The 18,785-nt window shown below is 43.9% G+C and carries 18 protein-coding genes; 10 read left to right on the top strand and 8 right to left on the bottom strand.

Translation table 11 applies throughout. The features are described from left to right. Positions 1–77 precede the first annotated feature (77 nt). Together nagC and nagA are read right to left on the bottom strand one after the other, a co-directional pair. Positions 78–1,292, bottom strand: a complete 1,215-nt coding sequence (nagC, locus tag R7040_RS15420; RefSeq protein ID WP_042523152.1) for a DNA-binding transcriptional regulator NagC — start codon at positions 1,290–1,292, stop codon at positions 78–80. Between the two features lie 2 nt (positions 1,293–1,294). Next, a complete protein-coding gene (gene nagA / locus R7040_RS15425; protein WP_054578023.1) occupies positions 1,295–2,431 on the bottom strand; it encodes an N-acetylglucosamine-6-phosphate deacetylase in 1,137 nt (378 codons plus the stop codon). A 489-nt stretch (positions 2,432–2,920) separates the two neighbouring features. Here nagA and nagE point away from each other — a divergent pair, with 489 nt between their 5' ends. Together nagE and glnS are read left to right on the top strand one after the other, a co-directional pair. Then, on the top strand, positions 2,921–4,414 hold the full coding sequence (nagE, locus tag R7040_RS15430; protein ID WP_104975952.1) for an N-acetylglucosamine-specific PTS transporter subunit IIBC: 1,494 nt from the start codon (positions 2,921–2,923) through the stop codon (positions 4,412–4,414). A gap of 276 nt (positions 4,415–4,690) precedes the next feature. Beyond that, positions 4,691–6,361: a glutamine--tRNA ligase gene (glnS, locus tag R7040_RS15435; RefSeq protein ID WP_115385807.1), complete on the top strand. Its 1,671-nt coding sequence runs from the start codon at positions 4,691–4,693 to the stop codon at positions 6,359–6,361. A 220-nt stretch (positions 6,362–6,581) separates the two neighbouring features. On the opposite strand, the gene fcrX is transcribed toward glnS, so the two are convergent. Further along, the gene (fcrX, locus tag R7040_RS15440) at positions 6,582–7,031 is read right to left on the bottom strand and encodes a ferric iron uptake transcriptional regulator FcrX (RefSeq protein ID WP_005382141.1); all 450 of its coding nucleotides are present in this window, start codon (positions 7,029–7,031) and stop codon (positions 6,582–6,584) included. Positions 7,032–7,231: 200 nt separating this feature from the next. Here fcrX and R7040_RS15445 point away from each other — a divergent pair, with 200 nt between their 5' ends. Further along, positions 7,232–7,735 (top strand): DUF4442 domain-containing protein, encoded by a 504-nt coding sequence (locus R7040_RS15445; RefSeq protein WP_005382144.1) that lies wholly within the window; start codon positions 7,232–7,234, stop codon positions 7,733–7,735. A 52-nt stretch (positions 7,736–7,787) separates the two neighbouring features. Here R7040_RS15445 and fldA read toward each other — a convergent pair whose 3' ends face one another. The 3 genes from fldA to R7040_RS15460 form a co-directional block, all read right to left on the bottom strand. Beyond that, entirely contained in the window at positions 7,788–8,321 is a 534-nt protein-coding gene (gene fldA, locus R7040_RS15450; RefSeq protein WP_005382146.1) for a flavodoxin FldA, read from the bottom strand. A 48-nt stretch (positions 8,322–8,369) separates the two neighbouring features. Further along, the gene (locus R7040_RS15455) at positions 8,370–8,591 is read right to left on the bottom strand and encodes a DUF2788 domain-containing protein (RefSeq protein ID WP_005393038.1); all 222 of its coding nucleotides are present in this window, start codon (positions 8,589–8,591) and stop codon (positions 8,370–8,372) included. A 112-nt stretch (positions 8,592–8,703) separates the two neighbouring features. Beyond that, the gene (locus R7040_RS15460; RefSeq protein WP_005384988.1) at positions 8,704–9,471 is read right to left on the bottom strand and encodes an alpha/beta fold hydrolase; all 768 of its coding nucleotides are present in this window, start codon (positions 9,469–9,471) and stop codon (positions 8,704–8,706) included. Between the two features lie 92 nt (positions 9,472–9,563). Here R7040_RS15460 and seqA point away from each other — a divergent pair, with 92 nt between their 5' ends. Together seqA and pgm are read left to right on the top strand one after the other, a co-directional pair. After that, positions 9,564–10,106 (top strand): replication initiation negative regulator SeqA, encoded by a 543-nt coding sequence (gene seqA, locus R7040_RS15465; protein ID WP_005382149.1) that lies wholly within the window; start codon positions 9,564–9,566, stop codon positions 10,104–10,106. Between the two features lie 92 nt (positions 10,107–10,198). After that, complete coding sequence (gene pgm, locus R7040_RS15470) at positions 10,199–11,845, top strand: phosphoglucomutase (alpha-D-glucose-1,6-bisphosphate-dependent) (protein ID WP_025766986.1); 1,647 nt, start codon at positions 10,199–10,201, stop codon at positions 11,843–11,845. A gap of 61 nt (positions 11,846–11,906) precedes the next feature. Here pgm and R7040_RS15475 read toward each other — a convergent pair whose 3' ends face one another. After that, positions 11,907–12,680: a DUF1853 family protein gene (locus R7040_RS15475; protein WP_025766985.1), complete on the bottom strand. Its 774-nt coding sequence runs from the start codon at positions 12,678–12,680 to the stop codon at positions 11,907–11,909. Positions 12,681–12,912: 232 nt separating this feature from the next. Between R7040_RS15475 and R7040_RS15480 the strand changes: the two genes are divergently transcribed. Further along, on the top strand, positions 12,913–13,671 hold the full coding sequence (locus tag R7040_RS15480) for a Nif3-like dinuclear metal center hexameric protein (protein ID WP_025766984.1): 759 nt from the start codon (positions 12,913–12,915) through the stop codon (positions 13,669–13,671). Positions 13,672–13,763: 92 nt separating this feature from the next. On the opposite strand, the gene R7040_RS15485 is transcribed toward R7040_RS15480, so the two are convergent. Further along, positions 13,764–15,053 (bottom strand): citrate synthase, encoded by a 1,290-nt coding sequence (locus R7040_RS15485; RefSeq protein WP_005382163.1) that lies wholly within the window; start codon positions 15,051–15,053, stop codon positions 13,764–13,766. Positions 15,054–15,449: 396 nt separating this feature from the next. Between R7040_RS15485 and sdhC the strand changes: the two genes are divergently transcribed. From sdhC to R7040_RS15505, 4 genes are read left to right on the top strand one after another with little or no spacing between them, the layout of a single operon-like run. Then, positions 15,450–15,842 (top strand): succinate dehydrogenase cytochrome b556 subunit, encoded by a 393-nt coding sequence (gene sdhC / locus R7040_RS15490; RefSeq protein WP_017634811.1) that lies wholly within the window; start codon positions 15,450–15,452, stop codon positions 15,840–15,842. After that, positions 15,836–16,180 (top strand): succinate dehydrogenase, hydrophobic membrane anchor protein, encoded by a 345-nt coding sequence (sdhD, locus tag R7040_RS15495; RefSeq protein ID WP_005382169.1) that lies wholly within the window; start codon positions 15,836–15,838, stop codon positions 16,178–16,180. The genes sdhC and sdhD overlap by 7 nt, the downstream gene beginning before the upstream one ends. After that, positions 16,181–17,947: a succinate dehydrogenase flavoprotein subunit gene (gene sdhA / locus R7040_RS15500; protein WP_005382172.1), complete on the top strand. Its 1,767-nt coding sequence runs from the start codon at positions 16,181–16,183 to the stop codon at positions 17,945–17,947. It begins immediately after the preceding gene. Positions 17,948–17,962: 15 nt separating this feature from the next. Further along, entirely contained in the window at positions 17,963–18,673 is a 711-nt protein-coding gene (locus R7040_RS15505; RefSeq protein ID WP_005382174.1) for a succinate dehydrogenase iron-sulfur subunit, read from the top strand. The last annotated feature ends 112 nt before the right edge of the window (positions 18,674–18,785 follow it).

An 18,785-nucleotide genomic window follows, 5' to 3' on the forward strand; every position in this document is an offset into this window, starting at 1 on the left:
TTAAGCTGTATTCCTGATATACAAAAACGGGCTGTGAAAACACAGCCCGAGATTGTAACTCAATTGGTTGTATAAACTTAGTCTTCCAGTAACTTTTGTAACAAAACTCCGTTCAGCATAGCGCGTTTAATCATCGCAAATGCGCCCATCGTTGGCTGCTTATCAATGTGAGAAGCCACGATAGGGAGGTCGTTATGGAAAGTTTTAAGAGATTGATTCTCTACGTTGCGTTGAATTGCAGGGAAAAGAATATCTTGTGCTGCAGTAATATCGCCAGCAATTACAATTTTCTGTGGATTAAATAAGTTAACCGTAATCGCAATCGCTTTACCTAGCTGGTTGCCCACTCGCACTAAACTCTGTTTCGCAAGTTCATCACCATTCATTGCGTGCTGACATACCGCTTCAATTGTGATGTTTTCAAGGTCGGTTAAGCTTGATTCGTATCCTTGAGTAATCAGTTGCTTCACTCGTTGAATAATCGCTGGGTTTGCAGCTACGGTTTCTAAACAGCCAAAGTTTCCACATTGGCATTGCTCACCAAGCGGGTCAATTTGGATATGACCAATTTCACCGACGTTGCGGTTAAAACCAAGAAAAACCTGGCCGTTAACGATAATACCTGCGCCAGTACCGCGGTGGACGCTAACCAAAATAGAATCCTGGCAGTCTTGGCTTGCTCCAAAGTAGTGCTCAGCCAACGCCATGCCACGTACGTCGTTGCCAACAAAGCATGCTGTATTAAACTTCTCTCCAACAATTTCACCGAGAGCAAGATTATCGATATCGGTATTAGGCATGTATTCGACCACGCCAGTTGTTGGGTTAACAAGGCCCGGTAAAGTGATGCCGATAGCGATGAGTTGATCAATTTTGTCTTCGCAACGGCTTACGAAATCTTTTAATAAATCGATGAGTCCTGCGATTAAGTCTGCTTGGTTAGTGTAGTACAGTTCATGCTGATCTTCTGCCAGCGCGGTACCACCTAAATCGTATAAACTGAACTGTACGTAATCTCGACCTAAGCGAACGGCAATCGAATGAAAAGGTTTGACTTCAGTAGTCAAAGAGATCGCACGACGACCACCAGTTGAAGCTTGTTGGGCGACCTCCTTAATAAGGCCGCGCTCTAAAAGTTGGCGGGTTATTTTGGTAACACTAGCAGGCGCGAGTTGACTCACGTCCGCGACTTGAATACGGGAGATAGGACCTTGCTGATCAATCAGCCTATATACCGCAGCGCTGTTAAGCTGTTTTACTAAATCTACATTACCAATCTGTCCGCCATTCATGCTTAATTTTGCTCGTATTGTCCGTTAACAACCGTCGCTTTTACTTTAAAGTCACGATCGAAAATAGTCAGGTTTGCAACCATCCCTTTTCGAACTCGGCCAAGGCGATCCTCAACACCAATTGCTGTTGCTGGGTATAACGTGGCCATTCGTAGAGCTTCGTCTAAAGCGATCCCCGCGTGCTCAACTGAATTCTGAACTGCTTCAATCATTGTCAAAGCTGAGCCGCCTAGCGTGCCATTTTCATCAACACACTTACCATCTCGGTAATATACTTTCTTACCGACAAAAATAAAGTGATCAATGTTAGCACCTGCTGGAGCTGTGGCATCCGTCACCAAAACAAGCTTTTCACCTTTGATTTTATGAGCAATTCGGATGTTTGCGTAGTCGACGTGAAAACCATCAGCAATAATGCCAGCGTATACGTCAGGAGTATCGTAAATTGCACCAACAACTCCTGGTTCACGACCAACCATTGGTGTCATTGCATTAAAGAGGTGTGTGGCAAAAGTAATGCCTGCTTCAAAGCTTTTACGTGCTTCGGCGTAGGTTGCATTTGTGTGGCCAATTGAAACCACGATGCCAGCAGCCTTTAATCGCGCAATATGCTCTGGGTCGTTATGCTCAGGTGCTAGCGTTACTTTCGCTACGATATCGGCGTTTGCGCAGATAAGGTCGATCATGCTTTCGTCTGATGGGCGAATAAAATCGACGTTATGGATGCCTTTTTTCGCGACGTTAAGGTAAGGACCTTCGAGGTGTAAACCAAGCGATTGATTTTGATACTTGTTGTGGTACTCACGAGCTGCGGCAATTGCAGTTCGCATATCTTCATCAGATGACGTAATGAGTGTTGGCAGGAAGCTAGTACAGCCAGATTTGAGGTTTGCCTGGTGCATGATTTGCATGGTTTCAGGGGTAATTGCATCGTTTAGCATTACACCGCCACAACCGTTCAACTGCAGATCGATAAAGCCTGGACTTAGATTAGCGCCTGCAAGGTCTTTTAGTTCGATGCTTTGAGGTAGCTCAGAAACCGGCACAATAGATTGAATAAGATCGTTTTCGATGATGACCGCATGATCGGTAAGAACATCACTACCGGTATAAATTTTACAGTTACTTAGCGCGTACATAGTCAGCTAGTCCTTATAGATGAGAATTCAATTTCTATATCGTTATCTAAGTAGAGACTGCTTCAGTCATATGGGTACTTAGTTTGTATCACTGAATTAGATAACGAGTCACATACAGCAAGTCGCGTTTTATCGATGTTATTGTCATAGTAACTAACTGAAAAGTAATAATTGTATGGTTTTTTATGATTCTTTTTCAGAGCAAAGTTACAGTGATTTACCCGCCTAGATACCAAAATAACACTGATTCTGCCTTGCATAAAGTGCGAGAATATTATCTTTAAAACGCCATTTTTTCGTATAATAAAATAAGTTTTATGATCTCGCTAGCAAAAACCTTCCGAAAGGGCAAATTGTGGTGATTATGATCACAAACGGTGAGCTTTTAATTTGCGGAGCAAAATTAATATCATAAACTTAGGATGACTAAATTGGACGGCTGAAATAAGTCATTCAACATAACATCTAATCCTATAGGGGGAACTTAAGGTGAACATTCTCGGATACTTCCAGAAGGTGGGTAAGGCGCTTATGGTGCCGGTTGCCACACTTCCTGCAGCAGCAATACTCATGGGTATTGGCTACTGGATCGACCCAAATGGCTGGGGCGCAAACAGTGCACTTGCTGCATTTCTTATTAAAGCTGGTGCAGCGATCATTGACAATATGTCAGTATTGTTCGCTGTTGGTGTTGCTTACGGAATGTCTAAAGACAAAGATGGCGCCGCTGCACTTTCAGGTTTCGTGGGCTTCTTAGTTGTCACAACGCTTTTGGCCCCTGGTGCAGTATCACAGATTCAAGGCATTGACCCAAGTGAAGTACCTGCTGCATTTGGTAAAATCAATAACCAGTTCGTCGGTATCTTGGTTGGTATTGTTTCTGCTGAGTTGTACAACCGTTTTTCTCACGTAGAGCTGCACAAAGCACTGGCGTTTTTCTCTGGCAAGCGTCTTGTACCGATCCTAACGTCTTTTGCTGGTATCGTTATTGCGTTCATCCTGATGTACGTTTGGCCATCAGTTTACGGCGGTCTGGTCAGTTTTGGTGAAAGCATTCAAGGTATGGGTGAAGCAGGTGCAGGTGTTTACGCATTCTTCAACCGACTTCTAATTCCTGTTGGTCTGCACCATGCACTAAACTCAGTGTTCTGGTTTGATGTTGCTGGTATTAATGACATTCCAAACTTCCTTGGCGGTGCGAAATCATTAGCTGAAGGCACGGCAACGGTAGGTGTTACGGGGATGTACCAAGCGGGCTTCTTCCCAATCATGATGTTTGGTTTACCAGGTGCTGCTCTAGCGATGTACCATACTGCGAAATCAAAGAATAAAGAGAAAGTGGCATCTATCATGATTGCAGCTGCGTTTGCTTCATTCTTTACAGGTGTAACAGAACCACTTGAATTTGCATTCATGTTCCTTGCTCCAGGACTGTACGTTCTTCACGCAGCGCTGACTGGTCTATCAGTTTATATCGCGGCATCAATGCAGTGGATTGCAGGTTTCGGTTTCTCTGCTGGTCTAGTCGACTTAGTATTGTCAACTCGTAACCCGCTAGCGGTAAACTGGTACATGCTCATTGTACAAGGCCTTGGTTTCTTTGCGGTTTACTACTTCGTGTTCCGTACCGTGATTGTTAAGTTTGGCCTTAAAACACCGGGACGTGAAGATGATGAAGAATCTTCATCTAACGTGGCTGGCTCAAGCAACTCTTCTGAGCTCGCTCGTCAGTACTTGAAAGCACTTGGCGGTCATGACAACCTAAGTTCTATCGATGCCTGTATTACTCGTTTGCGCCTTTCTGTGAAAGATATGAGCGTTATCAATGAGAAAACTCTGAAAGATCTTGGAGCTATGGGAGTTGTGAAGCTAGGTACAAACAACCTACAAGTTATCCTTGGTCCTCTAGCAGAGATTGTTGCTGGTGAGATGAAGAATGTATCTAAAGATGAAGATTTAAGTGGTGTTCAGCTACCAGCTTAACTGTTTAATAGTGGTGTGATTGTTTGTTATTGGTATTGCAAACAATTGATACTACAACATCGCAAAAGGCCTCCGCAGGAGGCCTTTTTTCGTTTAGGCCCTTTGAATCTGCTTTGCTTTCACGCTAACTCGATAAATATTGTCGTTTTAGAGCGAGTTCTTGTTGTCTAATTGCTTAGAATTGTGGATCATTAGGAACAATGTACTCTGTGAAACCATACTTGGAAACAGGGTTCCGTTTTCTCTGACAATACTAATATTTTTGAGGTGCTATAGATGAGTGAAGCTGATGCTCGTCCATCAAACTTTATTCGCCAGATCATTGATAAAGATCTAGCGGATGGTAAACACACTAGCGTGCATACTCGATTCCCGCCGGAGCCAAATGGCTACCTGCATATCGGTCATGCTAAGTCTATCTGTTTGAACTTCGGTATTGCTCAGGACTACCAGGGTCAATGTAATCTGCGTTTCGACGATACAAACCCTGAAAAAGAAGACATCGAATACGTTGAGTCTATCAAGAAAGATGTAAACTGGTTGGGCTTTGAGTGGAGTGGTGAAGTATGTTACTCATCAAACTACTTCGATAAGCTTTACGAATATGCAATTGAATTGATTAACAAAGGCTTAGCGTATGTAGATGAGCTAAGTCCAGAGCAAATTCGTGAATACCGCGGCACACTAAAGGCGCCAGGTAAACCAAGTCCATACCGTGACCGTCCTGTTGAAGAGAACTTGGCGTTGTTTGAAAAAATGCGCGCTGGTGAATTTGAAGAAGGTAAAGCGTGTCTTCGTGCTAAAATCGACATGGGTTCTTCATTCATGGTCATGCGCGATCCAGTTTTATACCGTGTGCGTTTTGCTACGCACCACCAAACTGGTGATAAGTGGTGCATTTACCCAATGTACGACTTTACGCACTGTATTTCTGATGCATTAGAAGGCATTACGCACTCTATTTGTACGCTTGAATTCATGGATAACCGTCGTCTGTACGATTGGGTTCTAGACAACATCACGATCGAAAGCCGTCCACATCAATACGAGTTCAGTCGTTTAAACCTTGAATACACAGTGATGTCTAAGCGTAAGCTTAACCAGCTAGTTACTGAAAAACTGGTTAATGGTTGGGATGATCCACGTATGCCGACTGTCTCAGGTCTGCGTCGTCGTGGCTTCACACCTGCATCTATTCGTGAGTTTTGTAAGCGTATTGGTGTAACGAAGCAAGAAAATATGATCGAGTTTAGTTCATTAGAATCTTGTATTCGTGATGACCTAAACGAGAACGCTCCGCGTGCAATGGCTGTACTGGATCCTGTTAAAGTTGTTATCGAAAACTTTGAAGCAGGCGCAGTAGAAAACTTGACAGTTGCCAACCACCCAAATAAACCTGAAATGGGCGTGCGTGAAGTGCCATTCACGCGTGAACTGTGGATTGAGCGTGAAGACTTCCGTGAAGAAGCGAACAAAAAGTACAAGCGTTTAGTGCTAGGTAAAGAAGTTCGTTTACGTGGTGCTTACGTGATCAAAGCTGAGCGCGTTGAAAAAGATGCCGAAGGCAACATCACAACGATTTTCTGTTCTTACGATGCAGATACGCTAGGTAAAAACCCAGCAGATGGTCGTAAAGTGAAAGGCGTTATTCATTGGGTGTCAGCAGATAAAGCTCTTCCTGCGGAAATTCGTCTGTACGATCGTTTATTTACGGTGCCAAACCCAGGCGCAGCGGAAGATTTTGCTTCTACTATTAACCCTGAATCATTAGTAGTGATCAATGGCTTTGTCGAGCCTAGCCTAGCTTCTGCAGAAGCAGAAAAAGGTTACCAGTTTGAACGTATGGGTTACTTCTGTGCAGACTCGAAAGACTCTTCAGCAGATAATCTAGTATTCAACCGCACGGTTGGTCTACGTGATACCTGGGCAAAAATTGAGAATCAATAATCTCGATTAATGCTGAGAGTGATGAAAATGCCAGCAAATGCTGGCATTTTTTATACCTAATCCCACAGAGTGCTATATAGATGTGCAAAACTGTGGATAAAAAAGATGGGTGTTTAGTAGCCTTTGTTCTGTAACCAAAGTACTGACGTCTAAGGTACTGACTTCTAGAAACAAAAAACGCCAGCATGTGCTGACGTTTACTTTTTAAATTAACAAACCCTTATTTTTTCGGTTTGTGTGCATCTGGATTGTCTTTACAACCACCATCGCTACACTTGCCGTACAAGTATAAGCTGTGGTTTGTTAGTGTGACATTGTACTTAGCTGCAATCTCTTTTTGACGTTCTTCGATAAGATCGTCAGAAAATTCAATTACCTCACCACAATCTAGGCACACTAGGTGGTCGTGGTGATGTTGAGTCGATAATTCGAAGACTGACTTTCCACCTTCAAAGTGGTGACGAGTTACAATACCAGCATCGTCGAACTGGTTTAGAACTCGGTAAACAGTTGCTAGGCCAATTTCTTCACCTAGATCAATCAACTTTTTGTACAAATCTTCAGCACTGATGTGCTGGCAGTCTGGCTGCTGAAGTACTTCTAGAATTTTTAGCCTCGGAAGGGTTACTTTTAAACCCGCATCCTTCAGCGCCTGATTATTATCTGACATATACTTTCCCGTTGGATCATCTGCAGCGATTTAACAGAATTCAATCTTCCTACCATTATAGGATAAGCGTTCGGAACATTAAACCACGAACTTCAAAGGGTTAATAGAATCTTTTTGTAAATTAGAAACAGGTCCATTATATTACAGCTCTGACCAGTTACAATTGTGTAACATTAAGCTTGGAGAGGGCAGGGATAGCGATGAATAGGCGACTAGCGAAGATATACAAACCAGGAATTGTAAAGTTCGCACTCAATATTTGGCCTCCTTTTTGGGGGGCGGGTATTAAAATCTTACATATTTCTCAAGACTTCCGTACTGTAAAGGTACGTTTAAAGCTTCGCTGGTGGAATAAAAATGCCAATCGCACCCAATATGGCGGCAGTATTTTCTCTTTAACTGATCCTATTTACTCGTTGATGCTGATGGGGATTCTACGAGAGGAATATTATGTGTGGGATAAAGAGGCAAGCATTAACTTTATTAAGCCGGGGCAAAGTGATTTGTTTGCAGAATTTGAGGTCACTGAAGGGATGCTGGAAAACATTTATCAAATGACACGGAATGGAGAAAAGTGTTTTCCTGAGTTTATTACTCATGTAAAAGATAAACAGGGGAATGTGGTTTCAGAGGTTCAACGCAAGCTTTATGTAAGAAAGAAACCTCAGTATCGCGAAGAGGAAGTACTTACCGATGCTGTGTGACAATACATACAAAAAGACCTCCAAGTGGAGGTCTTTGTATCATTCAATTTGATTAGCCTTCTAGCTCAGCTAAACACATCTCTTCATAGATCTGTTTAACCCAGCTTTCAACACGCTCGTCAGTCAATTCTGGTTGGCGGTCTTCATCAATACATAGACCTACGAATTGGCTTTCGTCACCTTCAACAAGTGCTTTAGACGCTTCAAATTCGTAGCCTTCTGTCGAGGTATGGCCAAGAATTGTGCCGCCTTTAGATTCAACGATATCACGGACTGTGCCCATCGCGTCACAGAAGTATTCTGCGTAGTCTTCTTGGTCGCCACAGCCAAAGATAGCCACTAGCTTAGTAGAGAAGTCGATTTGCTCAAGCTCAGGGAAGAAGTCATCCCAATCACATTGTGCTTCGCCGTAGTACCAAGTTGGGATACCTAGAAGAAGAAGATCGAAGTTATCAATGTCTTCTTTGCTGCTTTTCGCGATGTCTTGAACGTGAACTAGATGTTTACCTAGTTGCTTTTGAATCATCTTTGCAACGGCTTCAGTATTACCTGTGTCGCTACCGAAGAAGATACCTACACTTGCCATAGAGTCTATACCTTTACATTGTTTGTTATTGGCGATGCTACTAAGGGTTTAACCTAACCCTGAGCCTTCCCAAGTTAGCTGAATTACACCTTTTGCAATAAAGCCAGCACAGCCTAGGAAAAGGACTAACCACACAATACGACGACCAAAAACAGGTACATTGCCTTGCTTTAGTACATCTTTTATCGCCATCCCGATGAAAAAAAAGATAGCAGCAAAAAGAAGATCGAGTCCAATAGACTCGAGCATATCCATATAGTCGTAAAGCATTTTAGCCCTTCATGCCGAAAAATCTTGGGCGCACTATACCACTGTTAAACGGTAAAGTTAATGCACTACAAGAAGGGTTATTTCAATAATCTAGTGTTGCTTTTCGAATTTGTTAACTCGAAATGTATTTTCGAATGACTCTCATTACTTCTGTCGGTTTCTCGGCGTGTAACCAGTGACCAGTGCCAGCGATAATGTGTGCTTTAGCATGGTTAAATTGTCGCTTCACTGCCGGCTGATGTTCTGGCATTAAGTAGTCAGAGTCGCCGCCTTTGATAAATAAAGTTGGGATATCTGTTGGTGTGATTTCTTGCCAGCCAATAATTTGGTCATAATTCTCAAAAAGGCTCGGTACGTTAAACCGCCAATCCATCTTATCGCCATTTTTGTACAGTGATTTAGAGAGAAATTGTCTTACACCATCGAGTTCAATATGTTGAGCTAGGATATCCATGGCTTGCTGTCGATTTGCTGGTTTTTCATTAATAACAGCATGTAAGCCGTTAAAAACATTATCGTGACGGTTCGTAGTGTAGGCTACAGGCGCCATGTCGAGAACGACTAACTGCTTGACTACATTTGGAGCAATGTCCACAAGAGCCATCGCGACTTTTCCGCCCATGGAGTGACCAATAACAATAGATGGCTCAACGTTTAAGTGCTGAAGGAGCTGAGCCACATCGTTTGCCATATCGGTATAGTTATGGACTTCGGAGTGGAAAGAGAGGCCGTGATTTCTCAGATCAATACTGATCACCGTGTGATCTTTAATAAGATCGCGGGCGAGTAGACCCAGATTACTTAAACTACCAAACAATCCGTGAATCAAAACAACTGTTTGGCCTTGGCCTTCCTGCTTATAGTTGAGTAATGCTGACATTTTATCTTATTCGTGATGGGTTTAACGTGGAGTATCCGCGTGGATCTCGTTATAATCCCCCAGAGTTTAAACATTGAGAATGTGAAAAGCGAATGAAAACAATTGAGGTTGATGAGGATCTATACCGTTATATAGCTAGTCAAACTAAGCATATCGGTGAAAGCGCCTCGGATATTTTGCGACGCCTTTTAAACCTTGATGGTCAGTTGCAGGAAGCTAAAGCCGCGCCTGTAGTAGAGAAGCCACAAGGGATTGTAGTAAGTAAAGATGCGGGTAAAACGGAATCTGTTGATGTAGTGAAAGAAATGCGTTCGCTGCTTATTTCTGATGAGTTTGCCGGTCTAAAAAAAGCGATTGATCGCTTTATGTTGGTATTATCGACCTTACATAAATTGAATCCAGAAGGTTTCGCCCAGGCTACGAATGTAAAAGGACGCAAACGCGTGTACTTTGCAGATAATGAAGAAACCTTGCTAGCAAACGGTAATACGACCAAGCCAAAAGCCATTCCTGGCACACCGTTTTGGGTTATCACGAATAACAATACAAGTCGTAAAAGACAGATGGTTGAACAAGTGATGGCACACATGGGGTTCCAACCTGACTTAATAGAAAAAGTAACAGGTTCAATCTAAGAAACCTGATAGAAGCCTCATAATGCGTCGCAGTGAGCGGATATTATGAGGCTTTTTTAATTTTATTTGTATTGAAAGAAAGGATGTCAAACATGGCTATGCACCCTCGTGCTGGGCAAAAAGCGCAGCAGGAAGATCTTCACAATATCCCAGCACTCGTTGCTAACTACTTCTTACTTCAACCAGACGCGGCAAACGCAGAACACAAAGTTCAATTTGGTACTTCTGGCCACCGCGGTACTGCAGACAAGCACACTTTTAACGAAAACCACATTTTAGCGATCGCTCAAGCGGTAGCAGAAGTTCGTGCTGAGCAAGGCACAACTGGCCCGTTGTTTGTGGGTAAAGACACGCATGCGCTATCTGAGCCTGCTTTTTCAAGTGTGATTGAAGTATTGATTGCAAATGGTGTGAAAGTGATTGTCCAGCAAGACAACGGTTACACGCCAACACCGGGTATTTCACACGCGATTCTGACTTACAACATCAAACACGATGAAAAAGCAGACGGTATCGTTATTACCCCATCACATAACCCACCACAAGACGGCGGAATCAAATACAATCCGACACATGGTGGTCCTGCAGAAGCTGAGTTGACTCAAGCTATCGAAGATCGTGCGAACGAATTGATTGCTGAAGGTTTACAAGGTGTTAAACGCCTACCACTAGCAGAAGCAAAAGCATCGGATCTGTTTGTAGAGATGGACTTGGTGAAGCCATACATTGATGACCTGGTGAACGTTATCGATATGGAAGCAATCCAAAAAGCGAACCTGAAGATTGGTGTAGATCCATTGGGTGGCAGCGGTATCGATTACTGGCGTCAAATTGGTCAGGCATACAACCTAGACCTAACGCTAGTAAGTGAATCGATCGATCCTTCTTTCCAATTCATGTCGCTAGATAAAGACGGCGTTGTGCGTATGGACTGTTCTTCTCCTTACGCAATGGCGGGTCTATTGGCACTGAAAGACGAATACGATTTAGCATTTGGTAACGATCCTGACTACGACCGTCACGGTATCGTTACGCCAAAAGGTTTGATGAACCCGAACCACTTCTTAGCCGTTTGTATTGACTACTTGTACCGTCATCGTGACGCGTGGGGTAAAGACGTCGCTGTTGGTAAAACACTAGTTTCAAGTGCGCTGATTGACCGTGTTGTTGCGGATCTAGGTCGTGAGCTATGTGAAGTGCCTGTTGGTTTCAAATGGTTTGTAGACGGTCTGTACACTGGTAAGTTTGGTTTCGGCGGCGAAGAAAGTGCTGGTGCGTCTTTCCTTCGTAAAGATGGCACGCCTTGGTCAACAGACAAAGATGGCATCTTGCTATGCCTTCTAGCAGCAGAGATCACTGCGGTAACGGGTAAGAACCCTCAAGATTACTATGAAGAGCTAGCGGCGAAGCACGGTGAGTCGAAGTACAACCGTATTCAAGCTGTAGCAAATGGCCCACAAAAAGACGTATTGAAGAAGTTGTCACCAGAAATGGTTGCGGCTGAAACTCTAGCAGGTGATGCTATCACTGCTCGTCTAACGCATGCACCAGGCAATGGTGCTGCGATTGGCGGCCTTAAAGTAACGACAGCTAACGGTTGGTTCGCTGCTCGTCCATCAGGCACAGAGGACATCTACAAGATTTACTGTGAAAGCTTCAAAGGTGAAGAACATCTGAAACAAATCGAAGCTGAAGCACAAGAGATCGTTAATCAAGTGTTTGCAGCCGCTGGTTTGTAAAACATCCAATGGTCAATGTATCTAGCAAAGGGTTGATGTGAAAACATCAACCCTTTCATGTTTAAGTGCCCCGAACCGCTTTATCTCCGGGCCATGAATCTGGTACCACAAACCAGAATTGACCGTCCTCCGTTTGTGCATGTACAAATCGGTCTGAAGGCTTTTCAATGGGTCGAGATAAATCGTCCATACCAATCGCCCAGCATGGTTTGTGTAAATGATAAAGTGGCTTACCGATTAACTCCCATTGGCTCTGGTAGCACCAGTAACCACTAATCTGACTTGGATTTAGTTCATAACCCAAGCACTCGCTAGGAGTTGGCTCTGGAGTAAACGGATTAATATAGAGTCGTCCTTGCATCAATAGATGCTCTTGTGGGGCGTCGTTTAACGGAATTATTTTTTGAAATTCCGGGCGATCGCTCATTTTCAATTGATGAGTAAGCATTCTATTCAGTTTTGTATGCAGCTGGTCGTGAGCATTCGGACCATACCAAACGCCGTTATAAAGAAGATAAAACTTAATCGCCACTTCCCAGTGTTCTATTTGATTTGATTCTGTATTCCGCAACACCAAATCTATAGCACCAATGGTCTTACCTTCGATGTCGTTTAACTGAACCTCTTCCGCGATAACCTGATATCGTTCTGAACTAGAGAGAACTGCAGTGCATAAGTGCTGATATAAAAAGCCCAATCTTGGATTACCATTGTATTGCTCAGTGTTCTTTAAAGGCGTTACCGTAAGATCCTCTAAGGTTGCAAACGGAGGGCGTAACTTGAAAAGAGGAGGTGAAGTGGCGATCCATTGGTAAAAGCGTTGCAGTTGGTTCATCCGTATCCCTAAATGTATGGTGAGGCGACAAGCTTTGTTATTGTAACTAAATTTGCTTTTGAGGGTAGGGTGGCTAGCATCGATATTAGGGTTCGAGATACACTTTAAATACCTAAATGATATCAAGGTGCCAGATGTCAAAACGTTGTTGTATCAACTAGGTTGCACACTCTCGGTCTGATTTCATCGAGAGGTTATTTAGGTTTACATGCGCTAGAAATTGGAAGTAATAATGAATAACTTAAAGCTAGAACAGATTCTTAATGACAAACTGTCACCGCAGTTAATTAAAGATTACGCACCAAACGGGTTACAGGTAGAAGGGACGCCAGCCGTAAAGCGTATTATCACTGGCGTAACCGCCTCTCAAGCCTTAATCGATAAAGCGATTGAGCTTAATGCAGACGCATTGCTTGTTCATCATGGCTATTTTTGGAAAGGTGAGCCTGAGCCAATTCGTGGCATGAAAGGTAAACGAATTCGTAGCCTGATCAAAAATGATATCAACTTATATGGTTATCACCTTCCTCTAGATATTCATCCAGAGCTAGGCAACAACGCTGAATTAGCTCGCTTACTTGAAATCGAAGTAGAAGGTGGGCTTGAAGGGCACCCTCAGTCAGTTGCTATGTTTGGGCGCTTGAAAAAGCCGATGTCTGGTGTTGAATTTGCGAGTAAGATCAACCAAGTTCTTGAAAGAGAGCCTCTGCATATCGCTCCAGAGAATACTGATAAGATGATTGAGACAGTCGGCTGGTGTACTGGTGGAGGGCAGGATTTCATTGAACTTGCTGTACAGCACGGGCTGGATGCATTTATCTCTGGAGAAATTTCAGAGCGCACCACTTATACTGCTCGTGAAATGGACATTCATTACTTTGCTGCAGGTCATCATGCTACTGAGCGTTATGGTGTTCAGGCCTTAGGCAAATGGCTAGCGGATGAATATGGCCTACATGTGGAGTTTATCGATATTGATAATCCGGTTTAGCGTTCTCCATTAATAACGTTAAACGCAAAAAAGAAAAAAGGGTTGAGACGAAAATCTCAACCCTTTTGTTTGTCTATCTTCGTACTAAAAGATCATTCACGTTCGTGAAGTGGAGAAAACTCACGTTGTGTTTCGCCAGTGTATAGCTGACGAGGACGACCGATGCGGTTCAGTGGATCGCTGTGCATTTCGTTCCAGTGAGCAATCCAGCCGATGGTACGAGAAATCGCGAAGATAACCGTAAACATAGAAACTGGAATACCAATCGCTTTAAGAATGATACCTGAGTAGAAGTCTACGTTCGGGTACAGCTTCTTAGACACGAAGTACTCATCAGAAAGTGCAATGCGCTCAAGTTCCATTGCAACGTCTAGCAGAGGGTCTTGAATGTTTAGCTCTTTGAGAACTTCATGACACGTTTCGCGCATTACTGTCGCACGTGGGTCGTAGTTCTTGTAAACGCGGTGACCAAAGCCCATTAAGCGGAATGGGTCATCTTTGTCTTTCGCGCGGTCTACATATTCAGGGATGTTATCGACGCTGCCAATCTCTTCTAGCATTCTCAAGCAGGCTTCGTTTGCGCCACCGTGAGCAGGCCCCCAAAGGGATGCAATACCAGCGGCAATACATGCAAATGGGTTCGCACCAGAAGAGCCAGCTAGGCGAACAGTTGATGTCGACGCATTCTGTTCGTGATCCGCGTGTAGAGTGAAAATCTTATCCATCGCACGGGCAACCACAGGATTTACTTCATACTCTTCGCAAGGGTTTGCGAACATCATATGCAAGAAGTTCTCTGCGTAGCTAAGGTCGTTACGAGGGTAAATAAATGGCTGACCGATAGAGTATTTGTAACACATCGCCGCCAGTGTTGGCATTTTTGACAGCAGACGGTACGCTGCAATTTCGCGGTGTTCGTCGTTGTTAATGTCAAGAGAGTCGTGATAGAAGGCTGCAAGTGCTCCAACTACACCACACATTACCGCCATTGGATGAGCATCGCGTCGGAAGCCATGGAAAAAGCTTGCGATTTGCTCGTGTACCATTGTGTGACGAGTAACGGTCGTTTTGAATTGCTCGTATTGTTCTCGGGTAGGGGCTTCACCATAAAGAAGGATGTAACATACTTCTAAGTAATCTGCGTTATTGGCTAATTGATCAATCGGGAAACCGCGGTGCAAAAGAATACCTTTGCCGCCATCGATGTACGTGATTGATGATTCACAAGATGCAGTGGCAAGAAAACCTGGGTCAAAAGTAAAGTAACCATTGGCTCCCAGCTTACGAACGTCAATTACAGGTGTACCTAGCGTACCGTCCATAATTGGCAGTTCGATTGGCGCTTGACCTTCAACATGAAGGGTCGCTTTCTTATCCGCCATAACAATCTCCTTTGTTTATTATTTAATCCGTCCAGGATGTTTATGTGCCATTTTTGTACTGTTGTTAAAGCTTAAAGTCAATTTTTCTCCATCTTTGTGTGCACTTGTTATGATTTTTCTCATGAAAATCGTTAAAAATCTGTTCTATGTAGCATAATTTGTTACACCAATTGTATTAGAATGTTGCTCGCCGTATATTGGCAAAGAAAATTTTAGTTAAATCCTTATAAATTCGGGGCTAGAAACAAAGAGTGAGGTTTGTTGCTGGATTCCGTTTGTTAACAACTTGTTTACAATTATCTGAGTGGTTACTCGTGATATTTGTTAAATAGATGTTAACTTTTGTACGTTTGGAAGCTGAAATTGGTTATAACAATAAATGCTCAATGGAGCTGAGTGAGCAAGCCCGTGAAAGAAAGAAAGTCAAGACCTGTTAATTTAGATTTACAGACCATCCACTTTCCTATCACAGCAATCGCATCCATCCTACACCGTGTGTCTGGGGTAATTACGTTTGTTGCGGTGGGTATATTACTGTGGTTACTATCCATTTCTCTGTCATCCCCAATGGGTTTTATGGAAGCCGCTGACATCGTCGATAGCTTCTTCGTAAAATTCATCCTGTGGGGAATTCTTACTGCACTTGCCTACCACATCGCAGGTGGTATCCGTCACTTATTGATGGATCTAGGTCACTTTGAAGAACTAGATTCAGGCACGATGAGCGCTAAAGTCGCGTTTGGTGCAACAGCAGTATTATCATTATTGGCGGGGATCTTGGTATGGTAAAACACGTATCTTCATTTGGTCGTAATGGTGTACACGATTTCCTACTAATTCGTGCAACTGCAATCATTATGACGCTATACACGATTTATCTGATTAGCTTCTGTGCATTTTCAGATATCTCTTACGCATCTTGGACCCAATTCTTTGGTGGTACCTTCACTAAAGTATTCACCATGTTGGCACTTGTCTCGATCCTGATTCACGCTTGGGTTGGTTTGTGGCAAGTATTAACTGATTACATTAAGTGCGCGAAACTACGTGGCGCACTACAACTTGGTGTTATTGCCGTGCTATTCGGCTATGTCTTCTCTGGTCTATTTATTCTGTGGGGTGCGTAAGTGTCTATTCCAGTTCGTGAGTTTGATGCCGTAGTAATCGGCGCTGGTGGTGCAGGTATGCGCGCTGCACTACAAATTTCAGAGCAAGGCCTATCATGTGCTTTGTTGTCAAAAGTATTTCCAACACGTTCTCATACTGTGTCTGCACAGGGCGGCATTACCGTTGCTCTGGGTAACTCGCACAAAGACGATTGGCAATGGCACATGTACGATACCGTTAAAGGTTCCGACTACATCGGTGACCAGAACGCGATTGAATACATGTGTAAAAATGGTCCTGAGTCAGTTATCGAGCTTGAAAAAATGGGTCTTCCATTCTCTCGTTTTGATAACGGTACCATATACCAACGTCCATTCGGTGGCCAATCTAAAGAGTTTGGTGGTGAGCAGGCTGCTCGTACAGCCGCTGCTGCAGACCGTACTGGTCACGCACTTCTTCACACGCTTTACCAGCAAAACGTAAAACACAAAACAACCATCTTCTCGGAGTGGTACGCTTTGGATCTTGTGAAAAACCAAGACGGCGCAATCATGGGTTGTACTGCGATTTGTATGGAAACGGGTGAAATCTGTTACTTCAAATCGAAAGCAACCATTCTAGCTACAGGTGGTGCAGGTCGTATTTACGCATCGACCACTAACGCGCACATCAACACGGGTGATGGCGTTGGTATGGCACTTCGCGCAGGCGTTCCAATGCAAGACATGGAAATGTGGCAGTTCCACCCAACAGGTATTGCTGGCGCGGGTGTTCTAGTGACGGAAGGTTGTCGTGGTGAAGGTGGTTACCTTCTAAATAAAGATGGTGAACGCTTCATGGAGCGCTACGCACCAAACGCGAAAGACCTTGCTGGTCGTGACGTGGTTGCTCGTTCAATGATGATTGAAATTCGTGAAGGCCGCGGCTGTGATGGTCCTTGGGGTCCACATATCAAGTTGAAACTTGATCACCTTGGTAAAGAAGTACTTGAATCACGTCTACCAGGTATCTGTGAACTGTCTCGTACATTTGCACACGTTGACCCAGTGAAAGAGCCAATTCCAGTAATTCCAACTTGTCACTACATGATGGGTGGTGTACCTACTCAAGTCTCTGGCCAAGCAATTAAGCAGAAGGCCGACGGTAGCGAGATGGAAGTACAAGGCCTTTACGCATGTGGTGAGATTGCTTCTGTATCGGTACACGGTGCTAACCGTCTGGGCGGCAACTCATTACTAGACTTGGTCGTATTTGGTCGTGCTACTGGCTTGCACCTTGGCGAAACGCTAGCAGCGCAAGCAGAAGCTCGTCCTGCAACAGAATCTGATATTGAAGCGTCTCTAGCGCGTACTATGCGTTGGGAAAACAGCACTGGTGGTGAAGATCCAGTTCAGATTCGTAAAGACCTACAAGCATGCATGCAAAACAGCTTCTCGGTATTCCGTGAAGGCGATGCGATGGCAACCGGTCTAGAAGAGTTGAAAGTGATTCGCGAACGTTTGAAAGATGCGCATCTAGCGGACAAGTCTTCAGAGTTCAACACGCAGCGTATTGAGTGTCTAGAACTTGATAACCTGATGGAAACCGCGTTTTCAACTGCCGTTGCAGCAAACTACCGTACAGAGAGTCGTGGCGCACATGCTCGTTTCGATTTCCCTGAGCGTGATGATGAGAACTGGCTATGCCACTCTATCTACAATCCGGAAACAGAAGCGATGACTAAGCGTGATGTGAACATGACGCCAACGCATCGTGAAGCTTTCCCGCCGAAAGTACGTACATACTAAAGGGAGGATACGACTATGAAATTAAACTTCTCTTTATACCGTTACAATCCGGATGTGGATACCAAGCCTTACATGAAAGAGTATACCCTTGAGGTAGACGAAGGCTCAGACATGATGGTGCTTGATGCATTGATTCTGCTAAAAGAGCAAGATCCAAGCATCGCGTTCCGTCGCTCATGCCGTGAAGGGGTATGTGGTTCTGATGGTTTGAATATGAATGGTAAAAACGGCCTAGCGTGTATCACACCGTTATCTGCTCTACAAGGCGATAAGATAGTTATTCGTCCACTACCAGGGTTACCTGTCGTGCGCGATCTTATCGTTGACATGACGCAGTTCTATGATAACTATGCGAAAGTTAAACCATTCTTGATTGATGATGGTGCATTACCACCATCACGTGAGAACCTACAATCGCCTGATGATCGTGCGCATTTAGATGGATTGTACGAATGTATCATGTGTGCATGTTGTACAACGTCTTGCCCATCATTCTGGTGGAACCCTGATAAATTCATCGGCCCAGCTGGTCTTCTCGCAGCGTACCGTTGGCTAATTGATAGCCGCGATACGGCAACAGATGAACGTTTGTCTGATCTTGATGATGCATTTAGCGTTTTTCGTTGCCATGGCATCATGAATTGTGTAAGTGTTTGTCCTAAGGGATTAAATCCGACGAAAGCCATCGGTCACATTAAGTCGATGTTGGTTAATCGTTCGGTTTAATTTACTCGCTCTTAGGAATGTCGCAGTGTTGCGGATCACCCGATATGACCGCTTCACTGCTTCAGTAATATTCGAGTAAAGAATACAAAAATTGCCGACCGTATTTTTAGTC

This window comes from Vibrio sp. 1069, from assembly GCF_033340555.1.